Source organism: Rothia endophytica, from assembly GCF_928381505.1.
GTDB lineage: Bacteria > Actinomycetota > Actinomycetes > Actinomycetales > Micrococcaceae > Rothia > Rothia endophytica_A.
The window spans coordinates 315754-334637 of record NZ_CAKMSJ010000004.1; the positions used below are offsets into that span (position 1 = coordinate 315754).

Here is an 18884-nt window from a genome sequence, read left to right on the forward strand (position 1 = left end):
AGCACCATGTTTTCCGATCGTTCAAGCTCCGTTCTTGAGACCCTGCAGATGATTGACGAGGACCGCCTCGATATCCGCACGGTCACTATGGGTATTTCCTTGCTGGATTGCGCTGACTCAGATGGCGCCGTCGCCCGCCAAAAAATCTACGACAAAATCACCTCCCGCGCTGCTCGCCTGGTTGAGGTAGCCGAGGGCATCGAAGCTGAGCTGGGCATCCCCATCATCAACAAGCGCATTTCGGTAACCCCTATCGCTCTGGTTGCCGGTGCCAGCCAAGATGAAGACTACGTAGAGTTCGCTAAGACCCTAGACGCCGCCGCTAAGGCTGTAGGGGTTAACTTCATCGGCGGTTTCACCGCTCTGGTTGATAAGGGTGCCACCCCTGCCGATGAGAAGCTGATGCGTTCCATTCCGCGCGCGCTCAACGAGACCGATGTGGTCTGTGCCTCCGTCAATATCGGCTCATCTCGCGCCGGCATCAACATGACGGCGGTGCGTACCATGGGTGAGATCATCCGTGAAACCGCTGAAGGTTCAGCGGAGGCTCACGGCTTTGGTTGCTCCAAGCTGGTGGTCTTCGCCAACGCTGTTTCAGATAACCCCTTTATGGCAGGTGCCTTCCACGGCGTCCAAGAGGCAGACACAGTGGTCTCTGTGGGCGTCTCTGGCCCCGGCGTTATTAAGCGAGCACTGGAAAGCGCTCGCGGTGAATCCTTTGACGTCTGCGCTGAGGTTATCAAGAAAGCAGCCTTCAAGATTACCCGCATGGGTCAGCTGGTAGGCACCCTGGCGGCTGAACGCCTGGGTGTTGAATTCGGCATTGTCGATCTGTCCTTGGCACCTACCGCTGAGGTGGGCGATTCTGTGGCGCACGTGCTGGAAGAAATGGGTCTGGAATCGGTGGGTACCCACGGTACCGTTGCCGCCCTTGCTCTGCTCAACGACGCGGTGAAGAAGGGCGGGCTCATGGCCTGCTCGCACGTAGGTGGCCTATCTGGCTCCTTCATCCCGATTTCTGAGGATATCGGCATGATTGAAGCCGCTGCCGCCGGCAAAATTACCCTTGATAAGCTAGAGGCCATGACCGCTATCTGCTCGGTGGGTCTGGACATGGTGGCTATACCCGGTGAAACCCCTGCCTCCACTATCGCCGCCATGATTGCCGACGAGGCGGCTATCGGCGTCATGAACCACAAGACTACTGCTGTGCGCGTTATTCCCGCGATCGGGCTGGAAATTGGTGACATGGTGGAGTTTGGTGGTTTGCTAGGCCGTGCCCCCGTCATGCCTACCCACCCTGAATCGGCTGAGCTCTTTGCCGCTCGTGGTGGCCGTATTCCTTCACCGGTGCACGGCTTCCGTAACTAGTATTTTTCTGAGAAAACCGTGGCACCCTATCGCCTGATGGGGGGCCACGGTTTTTTGTTGAGCGAGCCGGTGCCCTATCCGTCAGTTCTTGGTTCTGGGTGTCAACCGTACCGTCACCATGGGCAAGAACCAGCCAATGAGCGGGCCGATGGTGAAGGCAATGAGTAGAGTGCCAATGCCGAACTTGCCACCCATGGCGATACCGGCAATCACTACGCTGACCTCTAGCACCGAACGCACCAGCCAGACTGGGCGTCCGGTGACCCGTACCAGGCCGGTCATGAGGCCATCGCGCGGGCCTGAGCCAAACTGCGCCCCCAGGTAGAGGGCGTCAAAGAAAGAAAAGAGCAGGATGCCCCCTAGCAGGTAGGCCCACTGTAGCAATGTATGAGAGGGGTCGGGAATAAAGCCCATAGCAACATCTGCTGAAAGACCCACCAGCACGGCGTTAGCCAGGGTGCCTAGCCCCGGCATCTCTTTGAGAGGAATCCAAAAGAGCAGCACCACAAAAGAAGTGATGATGGTAATCAACCCGTAGGAAGCTCCGGTGAGTTCCATGATGCCTAGAGTGAGCACATCCCAGCCCAGGGCGCCCAGCCCTGCCTTGATGAGAAGAGCGCAGGACGCACCGAAGCCGACTAGACCGATGATGAGCATGGGTAGGCGCAGGGCCAGCTTGCCAGCTCGTAGCTGCTGCAGTGGCGTCAGATGGGCTAAGGGTGAGGGGCTTGTTTGAGGCATCCTTCCATCATAGGGTTTGCCACCAGCTCTCTGAAGCGGTCGGTGTGATGCAATCAATTTTTGAGATGGAAACGCTTGTGGTCGATAGTAAAAATTGGTGATCTGGTGCGGCGAAAAATATAGAAGGGATCTTCTGTTTTAGCAACCTCAACCTCTGCAGAGACGGTCTGTCTATAAAGGCTGCAGGCCAATAAGAATACTATATCTAGTGGTTTTATTTCGAAGGAGCTACTAGATGTTGTTGTCAACTGCTAATCGTCTTCAGACGGCTATTGACCAATTGCAAGGCCAGGATTCTGCGGTTATTCACGAAAACGCTAACAAGGACGCCACCGTTTTTAATACCCAGCGTGATCTTACCGCTGGTGCTGTAGCAAAAACCTATGCCCTCACTCGCCTACTTCCTCCCCGAGTAGCTGAAGCGCATGAACGCGGTGATATTCACTTTCATGATCTGGACTATTCTCCTTACTCGCCCATGACCAACTGCTGCCTGATTGACATTGAAGGCATGCTGCGCCAAGGGTTCCGCATTGGCAACGCCAATGTTGAGTCTCCACGGTCGATTAATACTGCCACTGCCCAGATCGCCCAGATTATTGCCAATGTTGCTAGCTCCCAGTATGGGGGCTGTTCGGTAGACCGCATCGATGAGGTGCTGGCACCCTACGCTCAACTTAACTACCGTAAACACTTGGCGGAGGCTGCCCTCTGGGTGGAACCGGGCCGGCAAAAGGACTATGCCCGTATCAAGACTGCCAAGGACATTTACGATGCTATGCAGTCTCTGGAGTACGAGGTCAACACCCTCTATTCCTCTAATGGGCAGACCCCTTTTGTGACCCTGGGCTTTGGTTTGGGGACCGGCAGATGGGAGAGGGAGATTCAGCGGGCCATCTTGCAGGTGCGTCTGGTGGGTATAGGTAAGGACGGCTATACCGCGATTTTCCCCAAATTGGTCTTTGGGTTGCGTCGGGGAACCAACCTTGAAAAAGGGGACCCCAACTACGACATCAAGCAGCTGGCACTGGAATGCTCGGTCAAGCGGATGTACCCCGATGTGCTCAGCTACGACAAAATTGTAGAACTGACCGGTAGCTATAAGGTGCCCATGGGCTGTCGCTCTTTTCTACAGGGCTGGCAGGATGAGGCGGGGCAGAATGTTGCTGCTGGGCGCATGAATCTGGGGGTAGTCACTCTTAACCTGCCCCGCATTGCGCTAGAAACTGCGCCTCTAGCTACCGTAGCGGCATCGTCCTTAAGCGAGCAGGAGCGGCAGAGCGCCCTAGCGAATTTCTGGAGTTTGCTTGAGGCGCGTCTTGAAATCGCTCGACAAGCGCTCTTTTATCGTGCTGAGCGGTGTGAGCAGGCACTGGCTGAAAATGCTCCTATTCTTTACCAGTACGGAGCCTTTGGGATGCGGGTTGAGAAGGGTGAGTCAGTGCGCTCTTTCTTTACTAACTACCGCGCCACTATTTCCCTGGGCTACATCGGGCTCTATGAGGTGGGCACAGCCTTTTTTGGGCCCAACTGGGAAGCTAACCCGGCGGCTAAGGCTTTTACCTTGGAGATTCTCGCTCGACTCAAGCAAAAAGCTACCGAGTGGAGCGAAAACACCGGGATCTGGTTCTCCGTGTACTCAACCCCCAGCGAATCGCTGACCGACCGCTTTGCCCGGCTAGATTCTGACCGTTTTGGGCCGATTGACCACATTACCGATAAGGGCTATTACACCAACTCCTTCCACCTGGACGTACGTAAGAAGGTCAGCCCCTTTGAGAAGCTGGATTTTGAGAAGGACTACCCTGCTTACGCCTCGGGTGGTTTCATCCACTACTGTGAGTACCCGCCTCTGACTCATAACCAACATGCGCTGGAAGCTGTCTGGGATTATGCCTACGATCGGGTGGGTTACCTGGGAACCAATACCCCCATTGATGCCTGTTTTGAGTGCGGTTATGAGGGAGAGTTTGCGCCAACGGCAGACGGTTTTACATGCCCCCAGTGCGGCAACTCCAACCCGGAAACCTGCGATGTGGTCAAACGGACCTGCGGCTACCTGGGTAACCCGGTCAAGCGTCCCATGGTGGCAGGGCGCCACCGCGAGATTGTTGCCCGGGTCAAGCACTATGACGGTAGCAGGTCACTGTCAGAGGGCGGTTTCTTCGATGAATAGTTTGCTAGGTGAGGACGGTCCACGACAGCTGCCTCCTGCTGACGGTAGCTGGAACTCGGCTCGGTTTTCGGCCGGTTACTTAGCGAACTACCAGCCCTTCAGCTTCACAGACGGGCCAGGCGTCCGTTGCGCAGTCTATGTAGCCGGGTGCCCTTTTGTCTGTGCTGGCTGTTATAACCGAGCGGCGCAGAGCTTCCGCTACGGGCAGCCCTTTACTGAACAGATGGAGCTGCGCATTATGGCTGACCTCGCACAACCCTATGTGCAGGGCCTTAGCCTGCTGGGCGGTGAACCCTTTCTCAACACAGGGCTCTGCCTGCGCCTGGCTCGGCGAGTGCGGGCAGAGCTACCTGATAAGGACATTTGGTGCTGGAGCGGCTACACCCTGGAGCAACTCCGAGGTTCGGTGAACGCCGGTAACGCTGACCAGGGGGAGCTTTTAGAACTCATCGATGTGTTGGTAGACGGCCCCTTTATCCAAAGCCGCAAAGACCTGTCTTTGGCCTTCCGCGGTTCCAGCAACCAACGCGTTCTTCATCTAAAGACCGATGAGGCGGTCTCTACTTAACAAATCCCGTCATCATTGCCTCAAAAGCTAGGCGGGGGCTGGCATTGCTCTGCAGACGGCGCCGGGTAGCGGCAACCGCGTCCAGGTGCGCTAGGGTGCGTTCGGGTGAGCCAGCTGCTGCATAGTCGTAGAGGCCCTGGCCCAGATGGGCGTTGATGAGCTCCGAATCGGTGCGTAGCTGCAGGGTCAGTACATCCCTCAACACGGTCTGGATATCAGCCAGGAAGCGGTCCAGGGTATCAGTCTGTATGCGTTTGGCGCGGCGTTTCTGATCTTCTTCTAGCTGACGTAGCTGCGAGCGGTGAGTGGGCGAGAGCCGCTCACCGTCCTCGTAGCCTAAGGACATCAGCAGAGCAGCTCGCTCCGTGTCATTACGGGCGCTAGCATCTGCTTCAGCTTCAGCTTCGGCAATGGAAATCAGTTCGTCGGCTGCTTCCATCGCAGCAGCCACGGTAGGCAGGGAGATCGGTAGACGCACCACGCTACTGCGGCGCTTGCGCGCACCTTCATCTTCGGCCAGCCTGCGGGCTACCTCAAGATTGCCTTGAGACATACGAGCCGCTAATTCAGCTGCCTCCGGCGCGTGCCCACCCGAGACCAGAGCGGCGGTGACAGCATCAGTGGTGGGTACTCTTAGATTCACCGGGCGGCAGCGTGACCTGATTGTTACCAGCACATCGGCTGGGGAGGGCGCGGTCAACAGCCAAATAGTATGCGGTGGCGGCTCTTCAATCGCTTTGAGCAGCACGTTCGAGGTGCGTTCAGGCATGCGGTCCGCATCCTCAATCAGCATGACGCGCCAGCGCCCCACTGCTGGGCGGTCCTGTGCCCGCACCACAAAATCACGAGCCTCGTCGATAGTGATCTGCGTTTTTTCGGTTCTGAAATGCACAAAATCCGCGTGGGACCCACTCAGCACGGTCTGGCAGGAACGGCAGGCGCCACAGCCGCGCTGGCCGAGTTCGCGCTCGCAGAGCAGGGCAGCTGCAAAGGCAAGGGCTGCGGTCTCCCTCCCGGCACCGGGTGGGCCGGTAAAGAGCCAGGCATGGGTAGGTCGTTCATCTGCGGACGCCCGCTGGAGGGCGGTCAGCACATCGGGCTGACCAATGAGGGTATCCCAGACGCTCATGAAAGCACCTTCAAGACTGCTGATAAGACGTCCTGGTGCACTTCCTGAATTGATCGGTCCCCGTCAATGACCGTGTAGCGATAGGGGGTAGCCGCGGCCTGGGCGCGGAAGGCATCGTGCAGAGCCGCATAGAAACTATCATCTGCTGATTCCATGCGGTCAGTCTGGCCGCGGGCACCGGCCCGTTCTCGTCCTTCCACGAGGGGAACATCCAGCAGCACGGTGGTGTGGGGTAGAAGGTTGGAGGTGGCCCAGAGACTCAGATTCACGATGTTTTCGACACCCAGACCACGCCCGGCGCCCTGGTAGGCAGCTGATGAGTCGATGTAGCGGTCGCAGAGCACCACCTTGCCTTCTGCTAGAGCTGGGCGAATTTTCTGGTGGGCGTGGGCGGCTCGGGAGGCCGCGAAGATGAGTGCTTCGGTGTGAGGGTCTACTTCTCCCTGGCCGTGTTCCAACACCAGGGTGCGCAGTTTTTCACCGATATCGGTGCCTCCTGGTTCACGGGTCACCAGCACATCGAAGCCGCGGTCGGTCAGCGCCTGAGCCAGCAGTTTGATTTGGGTGGTTTTCCCCGACCCATCACCGCCTTCGAAGGCAATGAAAAAGCCGCTACCGGCGTCCTGCTCGGCAGTGGTGTCAATTTCTGGGGTGTAATTTAGCGCGTGTCTCACGGGTATAAGCCTACCAAGGCCGGAGTGGGCTCACGGCGGCTCGAGTCTTAGCAGGTGAACTTTTGTGACCGTGAATGAGCCCGGTGAGCGTAGGCTAGTATTCATGACTGAACAGAAGCTATCCCCTGAAACCCTGGCCGTCTCTGGTGGCCGCCCTGCCCATGAGCACGATGCCCCGGTCAACACTCCTATTATGATGACCTCCACTTTCCGTGGTGTCGGCACTGTCGATACGGTCAACGACAAGGTCTACGCACGGTTTGATAACCCCTCCTGGAATGGGCTCGAAGAGGTCATCGCTGATCTTGAGGGTGCCTCTTTGCCCGGTCTACTTTTTGCTTCGGGTATGGCAGCGGTTGCCGCTGTTGAAGATCTCGTGCCGGTTGGCTCCGCTATCTTGATTCCTAAGCACGCCTACATGGCTTCTATCTCAATTGCTAAGAAGTTGGAGCGCCGCGGCATCACCGAGGTAATTCGCATTGACCTGGATGATACCCAGGGCGCTATCGAGGCAATGGAAGCTGCGGCTAAGGCCCGAGGGGTTACCGCCCAAAATATTGATTATGCAGCGCCCCAGGTGCTGCTCTGGCTAGAAAGCCCCACCAACCCCATGCTGGAGGTCGCTGACCTTCCCGCTCTCGTTGAAGCAGCCCAGCGCCTGGGCGTGGTCACCGCTGTTGATAACACCTTTGCCACCCCGCTGTTGCAGCGTCCCCTGCAGATGGGGGCTGACATTGTGGTGCATTCGGCTACTAAATTCATTGCGGGGCATTCGGACGTTGTGCTGGGCCTGGCAGTGACCAACCGCCCTGAAATTCGCGCCGCTATGCTGGAGCACCGTTCCCTCAATGGCGCTATCCCCGGCCCTTTCGAAGCCTTCCTTGGCCTGCGCGGCATCCGTACCTTGGCACTACGTATGCAGAAGTCGGTAGAAAACGCTCAGGCTCTTGCTGAGCGTCTGAGCCAGCACCCTGCGATTGAAGAGGTTCGTTACCCAGGTCTTCCTACCGACCGCTACCACGAACGAGCTAAGGCACAGATGGATGGCTTCGGCGCTATCCTCTGCGTGGTGCTCAAGGCTGATGTAGCTCAGACGGAAGAGGTCATGAACCGCCTGCACCTCTGGACTCCCGCAACTTCTTTAGGTGGCGTAGAATCTCTGATTGAGCGCCGCCGCCGTCACGGATCCGAGCCGGTCAGCATCCCTGAATCGCTTTTGCGTCTGTCGGTGGGTATTGAGAACGCCGATGATCTTTACGCTGACCTTGACCAGGCGCTGACCCTTCTAACCGACTAAGGAAAAGGCACTATGAGCCCCTACGAACTCGTGATATTTACACAGTATTATGTCCAGTTGATACTGGCTGTGGCTTTGGCTGCCGTCGCAATTTTTGCTTTCGTTGAGGCTGCTCGGGCCAGTGGCTATGCCTATCAGAGCGCTTTCAAACGTACTAAGGGCTTCTGGATGGGGGTTACCGGGGCATCCGCAGTCTTTTTGGTTCTCATGGCGGTGCAGGCATCCCAGTTCGTGGGCGGCTCCCTCTTCATACAGCTCATTGCTGCAACCGCTGTGGGAGTCTTCCTGGCTGACGTTCGCCCGGCTGTTTCGGTGCGCCGTCGCCGCTAAGATCTCTGCATACCTGCAATCGTGAGTATCTGTCTGTAGGCTTGTGCGTCAAACCCACACAGTTCATGGTGAACTGCCCGTAACACGAGCAGTTTTAGTGAATCTGTGTGGGTTTACCTTTTATTTGCAGGGTTTAAGTGGGATAATGGGGCTATGACTTACAAATTGGTACTGCTCCGTCACGGGCAATCAGAATGGAACGAAAAGAACCTCTTCACCGGTTGGGTAGACGTTGCACTGACCGAAAAGGGTCGTGCTGAGGCTACTCGCGGCGGCGAGCTGATGAAGGAGCGCGATATCCTACCCGATATCGTTCACACCTCCCTGCAGCGTCGCGCTATCAACACTGCCAACCTGGCTCTTGACGCGGCTGACCGTCACTGGATCCCCGTCAAGCGCAACTGGCGCCTGAACGAGCGTCACTACGGTGCGCTCCAGGGCAAGGATAAGACTCAGACCCTAGAGACCTACGGTGAAGAGCAGTTCATGACTTGGCGTCGTTCTTACGACATCGCTCCTCCCGTTCTCGATGACAACGATGAGTTCTCACAGGCGAACGATTCCCGTTACGCTGACATTGAAAACGCTCCTCGCACCGAGTGCCTCAAGGACGTTCTCGAGCGTATGCTCCCTTACTGGGAATCAGACATCAAGGAAGACCTGAAGGCGGGCAAGACCGTTCTGGTCGCTGCGCACGGTAACTCCCTGCGTGCCCTGGTCAAGAACCTCGAGGGCATTTCAGATGAGGACATCGCTGGTCTGAACATTCCTACCGGTATCCCCCTGTACTACGAGCTGGATGAGAACTTCAAGCCTGTTGGCCCCGGTGAATACTTGGACCCCGAGGCAGCTAAGGACGCCATCAAGGCAGTAGCGAACCAGGGCAAGAAGTAAATCTTTCGCCTAGGCTAAACCTTAAAGCCGGACGCCGGCACCCACGTGGGTGCCGGCGTCCGGCTTTAATATTTTCTGAGCGGAAGCTTGCCGAGTTTATAGGCTTTCGGGAACCGCGTTCCAGTCACCGGTCACCAAGTAGGTTACCTTGCGAGCTACCGAAACCCCGTGGTCACCGAAGCGTTCTAGGTAACGGGAGGCGAGGGTGACATCTACAGTCATCTGTGCGGGGTGGTTCCAGTCATCTGCTGCCATGTGGTTGAAGACCTCTACATGCAGTTCGCTGATGCGCACCTTGTACTTAGCAATATCCTGGGCGTGGGAGAGCTCGCGGGTTTCGAGCAGAGAAATCACGCTTTCAATAATCTTAAGGTCCAGTTCAATCATCTCAGCGAAGACCGGGGTGATGGAATCGGGAAGTACGGGGGCGGGGTAGCGCATGCGCGCTACCTGGGCTACGTGGCGTGCAAGGTCACCCATGCGTTCTAGGGATGAGCTCATGCGCAGAGCGCCTACAATCATGCGAAGGTCAGAAGCAACGGGCCCCTGCAGAGCCAGGATGTCGATGGAGCGTTCGTCGAGCTCGTTTTGCATGAAGTCGATACGCGCATCGTTAGAAATAACTTCTTCGGCTTCTTGAATATCAGCTTCTAGGAAGGCGTGGGAAGCGCGTTCTAGAGCTTCTTTGACGAGGGTTGCGATTTGAATGAGCTCTTCGCCCACCTGTTGGAGTTCAGCTTGGAAGACTTTACGCACGGGCGCGTCCTTTCCACACGGGTATATTAACGGTGTGCAGCGGCGCGCGGCCGATGCTTACCCTTTAGAGTCTCAGGTTCATGTGAACGAAACTCTATACGTGGGTAAACGTTAGTTGAACCCATCGGATTATTGGTGATTTTCGTGCTTAAAAGATGGCGGCGCCCCCTAAGCTAATAGATGTGAACTTTATCGTAAGCATTTTATGCGCAGCTCTTCTGGGCCTGGTGGTGGGTGCCGTCAGCATCCTCGCCGTGCAGCGTAGTGAGCGGCAGCGGGCTCGGTGGGCTGATGTCGAGGAACCCACCGTGAGTGATGGTGCGGCTGAGGTGCTTGCTGTGATTGGCAGGGCTTATGTGGTGGTAGACGCCGTGGACGGTGTGGTCCAGGCTTCTCCCGGCGCCTATGCCTTGGGCCTGGTGAGGGGTCACACGGTGGTTGCTGAGGAAATGCTGGAGCTGATTGATCAGGTTCGCACCAAGGGCGTCATCGCTGAGAAAGAAATAGTGCTGACCCGCGGTTTTTATGAGGAAAACCGTTTGGTTATTGACTTGCGGGTAGCGCCGGTAGGCGATGAGTACATTTTGGTCTTGGCCGATGATCGCACCGAAATTACCCGCGCTCAGACCGTGCGTACTGACTTTGTGGCCAATGTTTCCCATGAGTTGAAAACACCGGTGGGTGCTATTGGCTTGATGGCTGAGGCTATTGAAACTTCTGTCGATGACCCCGAATCAGTTCTTTATTTCTCTAGTAAGTTGAAGAAAGAGTCACAGCGTCTGGCTGCCTTAGTGCAGGATGTCATCGAGTTATCTCGTTTGCAGTCAGCTGATGTGGTACTGAGCTCTACCCTGGTTGATATTAGTCAGATGGTTGCCGATGCAGTGGATCGTAACCGGCTAACGGCTGAAGGCAAAAATATTGACTTGCTGGTGGGCGGTAGATGTCTACGACCTGTACACGGCGACCCCGAACTTTTGGGCACCGCTCTGCGCAATCTGATTGAAAACGCTATTCGTTACTCCCCTGAGAACACGAAGGTGGGCATCGGAGTGAGTGTGAGAGAGGGCACTGTTAGAATTTCAGTGAAGGATGAAGGCCCCGGTATCCCCGAAGACGAGCAGGATCGAATCTTTGAACGCTTTTACCGGGTGGATCCTGCTCGCTCGCGCCAAACCGGTGGGACCGGGTTGGGGCTGAGCATCGTCAAACATATCGTGGGTCAGCACGGTGGGGAGGTTACCCTCTGGTCTAAAGAGGGCGAGGGGTCAACCTTCACCATAGCCCTGCCGCTGGTTGATGAGGCTAGCGAACAAGATTTGCTGGGGGAGAGCACCGAAACCGGCGCTTTACCCCAGGTAGTACAAGACAAATAACCAAGATAACGCTGGATTTTCAGCGAAAACTATAAGGACGCAGAAGACGTGACCCGAATTTTAGTGGTTGAAGACGAAGAGTCGCTGAGTGATCCCCTTGCCTTTTTGCTGGGACGGGAGGGTTTTGACGTTCAGGTCGTAGATAACGGACTAGATGCTGTTACTGAGTTTGAACGCAACGGTGCTGACTTGGTGCTGCTCGATGTGATGTTTACCGGGCCAGTCGGGTATGGAAGTCTGTAAGCAGATTCGGTCAAGCAGCGCGGTACCCATCATCATGCTGACGGCCAAGGATTCAGAGATTGATAAGGTTCTGGGCCTTGAGCTGGGTGCGGATGACTATGTCACCAAGCCCTATTCCTCGCGTGAGCTGATTGCCCGTGTGCGGGCTGTACTGCGTCGCCAGGGTGAGGCTGAAGAGCAGGACTCTGGTGCCCTTGAAGGTGGCCCGGTGCGGATGGATATTGAGCGGCACGTGGTGACTGTTGCTGGGGAATCTGTCTCAATGCCCCTGAAGGAGTTTGAGCTTCTTGAAATGCTCCTGCGCAACGCGGGGCGTGTCATGACTCGTTCACAGCTGATTGACCGGGTGTGGGGTGCTGATTATGTTGGTGATACCAAGACTCTCGATGTTCACGTCAAGCGCCTACGTTCTAAGGTCGAACCTGACCCTTCATCACCGCGTTATGTGGTTACGGTGCGCGGTCTGGGCTATAAATTTGAACCCTAAACCGCTCACTTTCTAGGATCATTAAAAACTTAGCCCCTCGGTGCAACACCGAGGGGCTAAGTTTGTGCTTGCTTAGTGGCCTGCTTTCTCTGAAGCTGGGGCGCTAGCGGATGCCGCGTTGGGCAGGTAGGGTGCGTACTCATCGAGTGAGCCGTCCACTACCGGCACGTTGAAAGTAGTGGGGTCAGTGGTGACGTTGGAAGAAACTTCAACATCCATCAGGGTCATGCCGGGGTTAGCGCCGGTCTGCGCCAGAGTGGTTGCCTGATCTTCGTCTTCCAGGCGGACTTCGCTGTTTGCCTCGACGTCAACGGTGACGGTCTCGGTGGGGAACGCAAGAGTGACGGTGGCGTTCTCTTCGGTCTGGTTCAGGATGGTGCCCAGCAGGCGGCCTGCTTCATCTTCACCGGAAGAGATAACCATGATGTTACGCAGCTGGACGTCTTCATCACCCAGGTTAGCCATCTGGCCATCTGACGCTGAGTAGACGATGGTGGTGGGCTGCTTGTAGATGTAACCGCAGCCGGTTGCTGTCAGCATGAATGAAGCGACCAGAGCAGAGGCACCTGCTCGCTTAAGGGTCTTAGAAGCTGCAAACTTCACGGCTTGTACTCCTTGTATAGGTTCGAAGGCTCCCCGCGCACGGCGGGAAAAGTGTGTGTGCACAGTTTTGTGTCGTTGGGTCACATTCTATCTGGTTTGTCGACGGAACGTCTGTATCAGAGCCGTACGGCACTAAAAGAATGCATAGGTGTGGTCAATATTAATCTTTAAACTACACGATTAACCTCTCATGGTAGACTAAATAGGCTGAAAGGGGTTTATCCATATGGTTTTTGAGGTTGGCGAGACCGTCGTTTACCCTCACCACGGAGCTGCAACAATCGAAGAGATTAAAATGCGCAAGATCCGTGGCGAAGAGAAGATGTACCTGAAACTCAAGGTTGCTAATGGCGACTTGGTGATTGAGGTTCCCGCAGAGAACGTTGATATGGTCGGCGTGCGCGATGTCGTTGATGAGCGAGGTCTTCAGGAGGTCATTGACGTCCTGCAGGCAACCGATACCGAAGAAGCTGCTAACTGGTCGCGCCGTTACAAGGCTAACGTTGAGAAACTGGCATCCGGTGACGTCTTGAAGGTGGCTGAGGTCGTACGCGATTTATGGCGCCGAGAGAATGACCGTGGTCTGTCTGCTGGTGAGAAGCGTATGCTGGCTAAGGCACGTCAGATTCTTTCCTCAGAGGTAGCCCTGGCTAAGGACATCGAAGAGTCCGCCGCTGAGGTAGAACTCGATAAGATCCTAGAAGCGGTCTAAATCGGGTATGCTCACTGACTGTGAGCGAGAATTTTTTTGATGCAGCGAGCACCGAAACCGTATTTGACGGTTCGGTGCTCGCTCTTGTTATTGTGGCGGCTGGTTCTGGCTCTAGGCTAGGAGCTGCAGTACCCAAGGCAGCGGTGAAGGTAGCGGGTAAGACGCTCTTGGAATGGGCACTAGAGGGCGCCCGCTCTGCTGGAGTCGCGGCCCGCATCGTCGTCACGGTCCCGCCGGGTGATAGGGACTTAAGGCAGGTCTGCCAGAAATTCGGTGCCCTCGCCGTTGAGGGGGGTGCTACTCGGGCAGAATCAGTCACCGCTGCACTCAAAGCACTTTCAAATGCTCAGACCCAGCCGGGTTTTAGCCACCTTCCCCCCACCGGCGTCCTGGTGCATGATGCTGCCCGCTGTTTTACTCCGGCCCAGGTCTTTCACCGGGTAGCTAACGCTCTTGCTGAGGGAGAGCGGGCTGTTATTCCGGTGTTACCGGTGGTAGACACGATCAAAACTGTTGATGACCGGGGCTACGTGACCGGGACGCCTGCTCGCACTGAGCTGCGGGCGGTACAAACCCCACAGGGGTTTGATCTTCCTACCCTGCTCGAGGCCCACAGACAAGTAGCTGACCTCCCCGAGGCCACAGCAGAGAGCATCACCGACGACGCCATGCTGGCAGAAACACTTCAGATACCGGTGGCAACGGTCGCTGGTGCTAGTGAATCTTTCAAAATTACAACCCCGCTTGATTTCGCCCTTGCACAAGCACTGCATGGTGGCGCAGATAAGGAGATCCTATGATTCCCCGCATTGGAACAGGTACAGATGTTCACGCTTTTGGTCAGGAGGGCACCGACTTATGGGTTGCAGGCCTGCACTGGCCTGGTCAACGTGGCTTATCTGGTCACTCGGATGGCGATGTGGTTGCTCATGCTGCTGCTGACGCCCTTTTCTCGGCTGCAGGGCTTGGGGATTTAGGGTCTAACTTTGGTGTGGACCGGCCCGATATGGCAGGCGCTTCTGGTGTGCGCGTTCTTTCGGAGGCAGCGGGGCTTGTACGGGCGGCTGGTTTCGATATCGGTAATATTGCGGTTCAGCTCATCGGTAACCGGCCTAAGTTCTCCCCTCGACGGGAGGAGGCTAACCGCGTCCTATCTGAGGCGGCAGGTGCGCCGGTTACTGTTACGGCTACTACTACTGATGGTTTAGGTCTGACGGGCCGTGGCGAGGGCGTGGCGGCTACTGCCGTGGCACTCATCTATACGATGGGCGATAGCGTCCGCTAGGATGCAGCGGTTTGCTAGCTCACTAGTTCCTTCAGCGCGGCTGGGGCTGCTAGCGAGAAAATAGCTGTATGCCCGTACCCCTGTAACTTATGGAGGTTCCCCCGGAGTTGTCTGGCAAGGTCTTGTGCCCCTCGCACGCTAATGACTCGATCACGGCTACCTACCCAGACACTGACGTCAATGTCTTGAGACAAATCATCGATGACAAAGCCCCAGGGGCTGTGAAGTGCCGTCAAATCGTTAACGGTTCTTTGGGTGGAATCCTGCATAGCGTGTAAGTGACTCTGCATTAGGTGCTGCAGGTAGGTTTGTCCATTAACGTCAGCATTGAGCGCAGCAATCAGCCCCGATTCCGAACGAGAGAGGCGGCTGAGCTGCCGCATCGCCCAGGACGCACTGCGGTGCAGAGTGGGAGTTACCAGAAGGCGGTAGCTGAACCGTTGCAAGCTCATATGCGCTGGCGCCGTGGTGAGATCTATACGTTTGCTGATGCTGTTTTGGTGGGTAAAAGGAGCCAATAGGCCCACATTTTCTACCAGATTCGGCTCGGAGGCTGCCAGAGCAAGGGCATAGGGAGCACCGCCGGAATATCCAATAACCGCACACCGGCTAACTTCTCTTTCAATCAGTAGGGCAGTAGCATCTTGATTCCAGTCAACCACTGGGCGCGTATTAAGGTTGCTGCTTCCACCCATGCCCGGACGATCTGGTGCCAAGACCAGTACACCCTCAGCGCGGGCAACCAGATCAAAAACTTGTGCTTCTAAACCTGACCCTGGCGTGCCGTGGCAGTAGAGCACCACAGAGGTATGGCTACCATCGGTGACGCCATATTCGTGCCATTCAATGGTTCGTCCGCTCTCTAACGTGAGATGACGGACCGTTGAGTTCTTTACTGCTTTGAGGTGATGATGTTGAGCCACATGCTTATATTAGGCGCAGAATGCCCTCCAGTCATTGCTCACCTCTTACACCGTATGACCTCCAGCTACCGAGAGCCTGGTACCAGTCGGTAAACTGAGGTACGTGACTATACGTTTTTACGATTCAGCAACTTCAGCCATCCGCGACTTCCAGCCGGTTCACCCCGGCGAGGCCCGCATCTACTACTGCGGTGCCACCGTTCAGGGGGCACCCCACATCGGGCATATTCGCTCCGGCCTGGTCTTTGATCAGCTGGCTCGCTGGCTGACCTATCGCGGTTACAAGGTCACCACGGTTCGTAACGTCACCGATATCGACGACAAGATTCTGGTTAACTCCGCAGCTTCTTACGGGGATGGCTACACCGGGGATTACCCCCGCGAAGAGTGGTGGGCGCTGGCCTACCGTTTCGAGAAGATTTTTGGGCAGTCTTACGCCGCCCTCAATATTGCACCTCCCACTTATGAGCCGCGTGCTACCGGCCATGTTCCCGAGATGTTTGCCCTTATTCAGCGTCTTATCGACCGCGGCCATGCCTACCCCGCCCTCGATGACTCCGGTGATGTTTACTTTGATGTGCGTTCCTGGCCGCAGTATGGATCGCTGACGCACCAGAGTATTGATGATATGCAGGACGCTCCTGATGCTGACCCCCGCGGCAAGCGAGACCCCCGCGACTTTGCCCTGTGGAAGGGCTACAAGCAGGGTGAACCGGAGACCGCATCGTGGGTTTCCCCCTGGGGTAAGGGTCGCCCCGGCTGGCACCTAGAGTGCTCAGCCATGGCGGGTAAGTACCTGGGCGAGACCTTCGATATTCACGGCGGCGGTCTAGACCTGCGCTTCCCCCATCACGAGAATGAAATGGCACAGTCTCAAGCAGCTGGCTACGGTTTTGCCAACTTCTGGCTGCACAACGGTCTGGTCACCTATGAGGGTGAAAAGATGTCCAAGTCCATTGGTAACACAGTTTCCCCCGACGACATGCTGGCTGCGGCTCGTCCCTTGACGGTGCGCTACTACCTGGGCCAGGCGCACTACCGCTCGGTCTTGGACTACCGCCCCACCTCTCTAGAAGAAGCCCGCGTCGCGGTAGAACGCATTGAGGCTTTCCTGGCAAAGACTCAGAGCTACCACAGCGCCAGCTCCACCGTTCCTGCAGCCTTTGCTGAAGCGATGGATGATGATCTGGGCATCCCCCAAGCGCTCGCCGTCCTGCATGAGAAGGTTAAAGCCGGTAATGCTGCGCTGGCAGCAGGTAGCAGCGCTGAGACCGAAGCCTCAGAGGTGTATGCCATGGCAAAGGTGCTGGGTCTGGTGGAACTCATGAATTTCGGCGGGTCAGCAGATACCGGTGGGGAACATGCCGCTCTGGACTCTCTCATTCAGACTATGCTGGCCCAGCGGACCGAGGCGCGTGCCACCAGGGATTGGGCAAAGGCTGATGAAATTCGTGATGCTCTTGCCGCTGCAGGCCTGACGATTAAGGACGGGGCGAGCGGCTCCACCTGGTCACTCGGTTAGCGTGCCGTGCCCTAGCTCTCGTCCCAAAGATGCAGTGCTGTCGGTAAGCTAGTAGGCAAGCAAGAATCTTTCAATCAAAGGAATACTATGGCTAAGGCTGGCTCGCGCCCCGGCGCAACCACCAAAAAGAAGGGCCCTTCAAAGGGCACCGGCGGTCACGGACGTAAGGCTCTTGAGGGCCGCGGGAGCACCCCCAAGGCTGAAGACCGCGTCTACCACAAGGCACATAAGATGAAGCGTGCTGCTGAGAATCGTCAGGCGACCAACACCATGCGCTCACGTTCACCCCGTCTGGGTGGCAAGCGCGCCTCTGATGAGTTGGCTACCGGCCGTAACTCTGTGCTTGAGGCTCTGCAGACCGGCATCCCGGCTAAGACTCTCTTTGTGATGTCCCGTATTGAGGTCGATGACCGTGTGCGTGAGATTTTGACCGAGGCTAACAAGCAGGGTCTACCTATCCTTGAAATTGGCCGAGGCGAGCTGGATCGTCTGACTGATAACTCGGTACACCAGGGCGTGGCACTGCAGATCCCTCCCTACAAATACCCCGATGCGGGCAACATGGTGCTAGATACTATGGACCGCTGGTACGACAAGAAGATGGATACCCCTCCTCTATTTGTTGCTCTGGACGGCATTACCGATCCGCGCAACCTGGGTGCGATTATCCGCAGCGTTTCTGCTTTTGCTGGTAACGGTGTCATTATCCCTGAGCGTCGCAGCGCGGCTATGACCGCTTCAGCCTGGAAGACTTCGTCGGGTGCTGCTGCCCGCATCCCCGTTGCTAAGGCAACCAACCTGGTCCGTGTCATCGAGCAGGCAAAGGACGCTGGTGTCTTCGTCGTAGGTCTGGACGGCGGCGGCGACGTCGATCTTCCCAACCTTGAGCTGGCATCAGAACCCCTGATGATTGTGGTGGGCTCTGAGGGAAAGGGGCTTTCACGTTTGGTTACTGAGAAGTGCGACCAGATTGTATCCATCCCGATTAGCTCAGCTATGGAATCCCTCAATGCTTCTATGGCTGTGGGTATCTCTCTCTACGAGGTATCCCGCCGGCGCGCAGCCTAGAGAACTTCAGTTTTAGCTCTCTAGATAGATGACGCCCCAGAATTTTCTTTGCAGAATGTGTTTGCGGAGGATTCTGGGGCGTTTTTCTGCCTTAAATGCCTTTTTTAGAGTCCTTTTGAAAGAAAATTATATGTACTAGGTCATAGATTTAAGCCATAGAGCTGCTTCACTCAAACGCTCTGACAAGGACTTTTGGCGTTAAGAAGAGCTTTTATCTTGGCGCCGATCACTCTTTTTGACCTCTTGGGGCGAGATTTTGGCTCGTTTTCGAGTTGCGCCCCTGTTTGAACCTGCGTAAAGTATTACCAGTCGCCGCGGCACAGGGAGAAAAACCCGAGAGCCACGGGCCGACAAAACGCCTAATCACATAGTGTTTCCCACTGCTTGAAGAACAAGAGGACTCGCAGTTACCCAGAAGATCATCTACTGATCATTTGAAGGACAAGCGAACATCTAAACAACAAACAGTGTGGCTGGCATCACGCTAAAACGAGTTGCCAACCAATAAGGAACACGATAGACTAGACGAGTTGCCCAAACAAAGGGTAACAAACAAAACACCATTTGATGACTGATCACACAACAGTTCATGAACACGCTTCGTGTGTGAATATGATGTGATGCGGTTTGTTGTTTGAAAACTCAATAACGCACTAAAGAACAAATAATGATTCTTTCGTCCAAACTAACATTAGGGTTCAACACAATATCGTTGGCCTGTTGGTTTTG

At 55.9% G+C, this 18884-nt stretch carries 18 protein-coding genes and 1 pseudogene; 13 read left to right on the forward strand and 6 right to left on the reverse strand.

Going from position 1 to position 18884, the window contains the following annotated elements:
- The first annotated feature begins 6 nt into the window (after positions 1-6).
- Entirely contained in the window at positions 7-1371 is a 1365-nt protein-coding gene (locus L6990_RS07040) for a PFL family protein (protein ID WP_237203362.1), read from the forward strand.
- Between the two features lie 81 nt (positions 1372-1452).
- On the opposite strand, the gene yczE is transcribed toward L6990_RS07040, so the two are convergent.
- Positions 1453-2112 carry a membrane protein YczE gene (gene yczE / locus L6990_RS07045; RefSeq protein ID WP_237203363.1) on the reverse strand — a complete coding sequence of 220 codons (660 nt, stop codon included), beginning with the start codon at positions 2110-2112 and terminating at the stop codon, positions 1453-1455.
- A 235-nt stretch (positions 2113-2347) separates the two neighbouring features.
- On the opposite strand from yczE, the gene nrdD reads away from it, so the two are divergent.
- Together nrdD and nrdG are read left to right on the forward strand one after the other, a co-directional pair.
- On the forward strand, positions 2348-4288 hold the full coding sequence (gene nrdD, locus L6990_RS07050; protein WP_237203364.1) for an anaerobic ribonucleoside-triphosphate reductase: 1941 nt from the start codon (positions 2348-2350) through the stop codon (positions 4286-4288).
- Complete coding sequence (gene nrdG, locus L6990_RS07055; RefSeq protein ID WP_237203365.1) at positions 4281-4856, forward strand: anaerobic ribonucleoside-triphosphate reductase activating protein; 576 nt, start codon at positions 4281-4283, stop codon at positions 4854-4856. The genes nrdD and nrdG overlap by 8 nt, the downstream gene beginning before the upstream one ends.
- On the opposite strand, the gene L6990_RS07060 is transcribed toward nrdG, so the two are convergent.
- Positions 4849-5985 carry a DNA polymerase III subunit delta' gene (locus tag L6990_RS07060; protein WP_237203366.1) on the reverse strand — a complete coding sequence of 379 codons (1137 nt, stop codon included), beginning with the start codon at positions 5983-5985 and terminating at the stop codon, positions 4849-4851. The two genes, nrdG and L6990_RS07060, sit on opposite strands and share 8 nt — an antisense overlap.
- On the reverse strand, positions 5982-6659 hold the full coding sequence (gene tmk / locus L6990_RS07065; RefSeq protein ID WP_237203367.1) for a dTMP kinase: 678 nt from the start codon (positions 6657-6659) through the stop codon (positions 5982-5984). Before tmk ends, L6990_RS07060 begins: the two co-directional genes overlap by 4 nt.
- Before the next feature lie 103 nt (positions 6660-6762).
- Here tmk and L6990_RS07070 point away from each other — a divergent pair, with 103 nt between their 5' ends.
- The 3 genes from L6990_RS07070 (at position 6763) to L6990_RS07080 (ending at position 9180) form a co-directional block, all read left to right on the forward strand.
- A complete protein-coding gene (locus L6990_RS07070; protein WP_237203368.1) occupies positions 6763-7956 on the forward strand; it encodes a trans-sulfuration enzyme family protein in 1194 nt (397 codons plus the stop codon).
- A 12-nt stretch (positions 7957-7968) separates the two neighbouring features.
- Positions 7969-8286: a DUF2516 family protein gene (locus L6990_RS07075; protein WP_237203369.1), complete on the forward strand. Its 318-nt coding sequence runs from the start codon at positions 7969-7971 to the stop codon at positions 8284-8286.
- 153 nt (positions 8287-8439) lie between these two features.
- The gene (locus tag L6990_RS07080) at positions 8440-9180 is read left to right on the forward strand and encodes a phosphoglyceromutase (RefSeq protein ID WP_237203370.1); all 741 of its coding nucleotides are present in this window, start codon (positions 8440-8442) and stop codon (positions 9178-9180) included.
- Between the two features lie 96 nt (positions 9181-9276).
- On the opposite strand, the gene phoU is transcribed toward L6990_RS07080, so the two are convergent.
- Positions 9277-9936, reverse strand: a complete 660-nt coding sequence (phoU, locus tag L6990_RS07085) for a phosphate signaling complex protein PhoU (RefSeq protein WP_237203371.1) — start codon at positions 9934-9936, stop codon at positions 9277-9279.
- A 182-nt stretch (positions 9937-10118) separates the two neighbouring features.
- Between phoU and L6990_RS07090 the strand changes: the two genes are divergently transcribed.
- Both L6990_RS07090 and L6990_RS07095 read left to right on the forward strand, forming a co-directional pair.
- A complete protein-coding gene (locus tag L6990_RS07090; protein WP_237203372.1) occupies positions 10119-11312 on the forward strand; it encodes a sensor histidine kinase in 1194 nt (397 codons plus the stop codon).
- 48 nt (positions 11313-11360) lie between these two features.
- Positions 11361-12042, forward strand: a pseudogene (locus tag L6990_RS07095) (winged helix-turn-helix domain-containing protein).
- A gap of 72 nt (positions 12043-12114) precedes the next feature.
- Here the strand turns inward: L6990_RS07095 and L6990_RS07100 are convergent.
- Positions 12115-12645 carry a hypothetical protein gene (locus tag L6990_RS07100; RefSeq protein ID WP_237203373.1) on the reverse strand — a complete coding sequence of 177 codons (531 nt, stop codon included), beginning with the start codon at positions 12643-12645 and terminating at the stop codon, positions 12115-12117.
- Between the two features lie 226 nt (positions 12646-12871).
- Between L6990_RS07100 and L6990_RS07105 the strand changes: the two genes are divergently transcribed.
- The 3 genes from L6990_RS07105 to ispF are packed head-to-tail and all read left to right on the forward strand — an operon-like array spanning position 12872 to position 14642.
- Positions 12872-13357 carry a CarD family transcriptional regulator gene (locus L6990_RS07105; RefSeq protein ID WP_237203374.1) on the forward strand — a complete coding sequence of 162 codons (486 nt, stop codon included), beginning with the start codon at positions 12872-12874 and terminating at the stop codon, positions 13355-13357.
- Between the two features lie 20 nt (positions 13358-13377).
- Complete coding sequence (ispD, locus tag L6990_RS07110) at positions 13378-14157, forward strand: 2-C-methyl-D-erythritol 4-phosphate cytidylyltransferase (protein WP_237203375.1); 780 nt, start codon at positions 13378-13380, stop codon at positions 14155-14157.
- A complete protein-coding gene (ispF, locus tag L6990_RS07115; protein ID WP_237203376.1) occupies positions 14154-14642 on the forward strand; it encodes a 2-C-methyl-D-erythritol 2,4-cyclodiphosphate synthase in 489 nt (162 codons plus the stop codon). The genes ispD and ispF overlap by 4 nt, the downstream gene beginning before the upstream one ends.
- A gap of 14 nt (positions 14643-14656) precedes the next feature.
- On the opposite strand, the gene L6990_RS07120 is transcribed toward ispF, so the two are convergent.
- A complete protein-coding gene (locus L6990_RS07120) occupies positions 14657-15565 on the reverse strand; it encodes an alpha/beta fold hydrolase (RefSeq protein WP_237203377.1) in 909 nt (302 codons plus the stop codon).
- A gap of 103 nt (positions 15566-15668) precedes the next feature.
- Between L6990_RS07120 and cysS the strand changes: the two genes are divergently transcribed.
- Together cysS and rlmB are read left to right on the forward strand one after the other, a co-directional pair.
- Complete coding sequence (gene cysS / locus L6990_RS07125) at positions 15669-17087, forward strand: cysteine--tRNA ligase (protein ID WP_237203378.1); 1419 nt, start codon at positions 15669-15671, stop codon at positions 17085-17087.
- Between the two features lie 87 nt (positions 17088-17174).
- The gene (rlmB, locus tag L6990_RS07130; RefSeq protein ID WP_237203379.1) at positions 17175-18155 is read left to right on the forward strand and encodes a 23S rRNA (guanosine(2251)-2'-O)-methyltransferase RlmB; all 981 of its coding nucleotides are present in this window, start codon (positions 17175-17177) and stop codon (positions 18153-18155) included.
- Positions 18156-18884 lie beyond the last annotated feature (729 nt).

Excerpts from the sequence above, each read along its gene's own strand:
- L6990_RS07060 (WP_237203366.1), bottom strand. The coding sequence starts at position 5,985 with ATGAGCGTCTGGGATACCCTCATTGGTCAGCCCGATGTGCTGACCGCC.
- yczE (WP_237203363.1), bottom strand. The coding sequence starts at position 2,112 with ATGCCTCAAACAAGCCCCTCACCCTTAGCCCATCTGACGCCACTGCAG.
- rlmB (WP_237203379.1), top strand. The coding sequence starts at position 17,175 with ATGGCTAAGGCTGGCTCGCGCCCCGGCGCAACCACCAAAAAGAAGGGC.
- nrdG (WP_237203365.1), top strand. The coding sequence starts at position 4,281 with ATGAATAGTTTGCTAGGTGAGGACGGTCCACGACAGCTGCCTCCTGCT.
- L6990_RS07070 (WP_237203368.1), top strand. The coding sequence starts at position 6,763 with ATGACTGAACAGAAGCTATCCCCTGAAACCCTGGCCGTCTCTGGTGGC.
- L6990_RS07040 (WP_237203362.1), top strand. The coding sequence starts at position 7 with ATGTTTTCCGATCGTTCAAGCTCCGTTCTTGAGACCCTGCAGATGATT.
- L6990_RS07105 (WP_237203374.1), top strand. The coding sequence starts at position 12,872 with ATGGTTTTTGAGGTTGGCGAGACCGTCGTTTACCCTCACCACGGAGCT.
- nrdD (WP_237203364.1), top strand. The coding sequence starts at position 2,348 with ATGTTGTTGTCAACTGCTAATCGTCTTCAGACGGCTATTGACCAATTG.
- L6990_RS07080 (WP_237203370.1), top strand. The coding sequence starts at position 8,440 with ATGACTTACAAATTGGTACTGCTCCGTCACGGGCAATCAGAATGGAAC.
- ispF (WP_237203376.1), top strand. The coding sequence starts at position 14,154 with ATGATTCCCCGCATTGGAACAGGTACAGATGTTCACGCTTTTGGTCAG.
- L6990_RS07075 (WP_237203369.1), top strand. The coding sequence starts at position 7,969 with ATGAGCCCCTACGAACTCGTGATATTTACACAGTATTATGTCCAGTTG.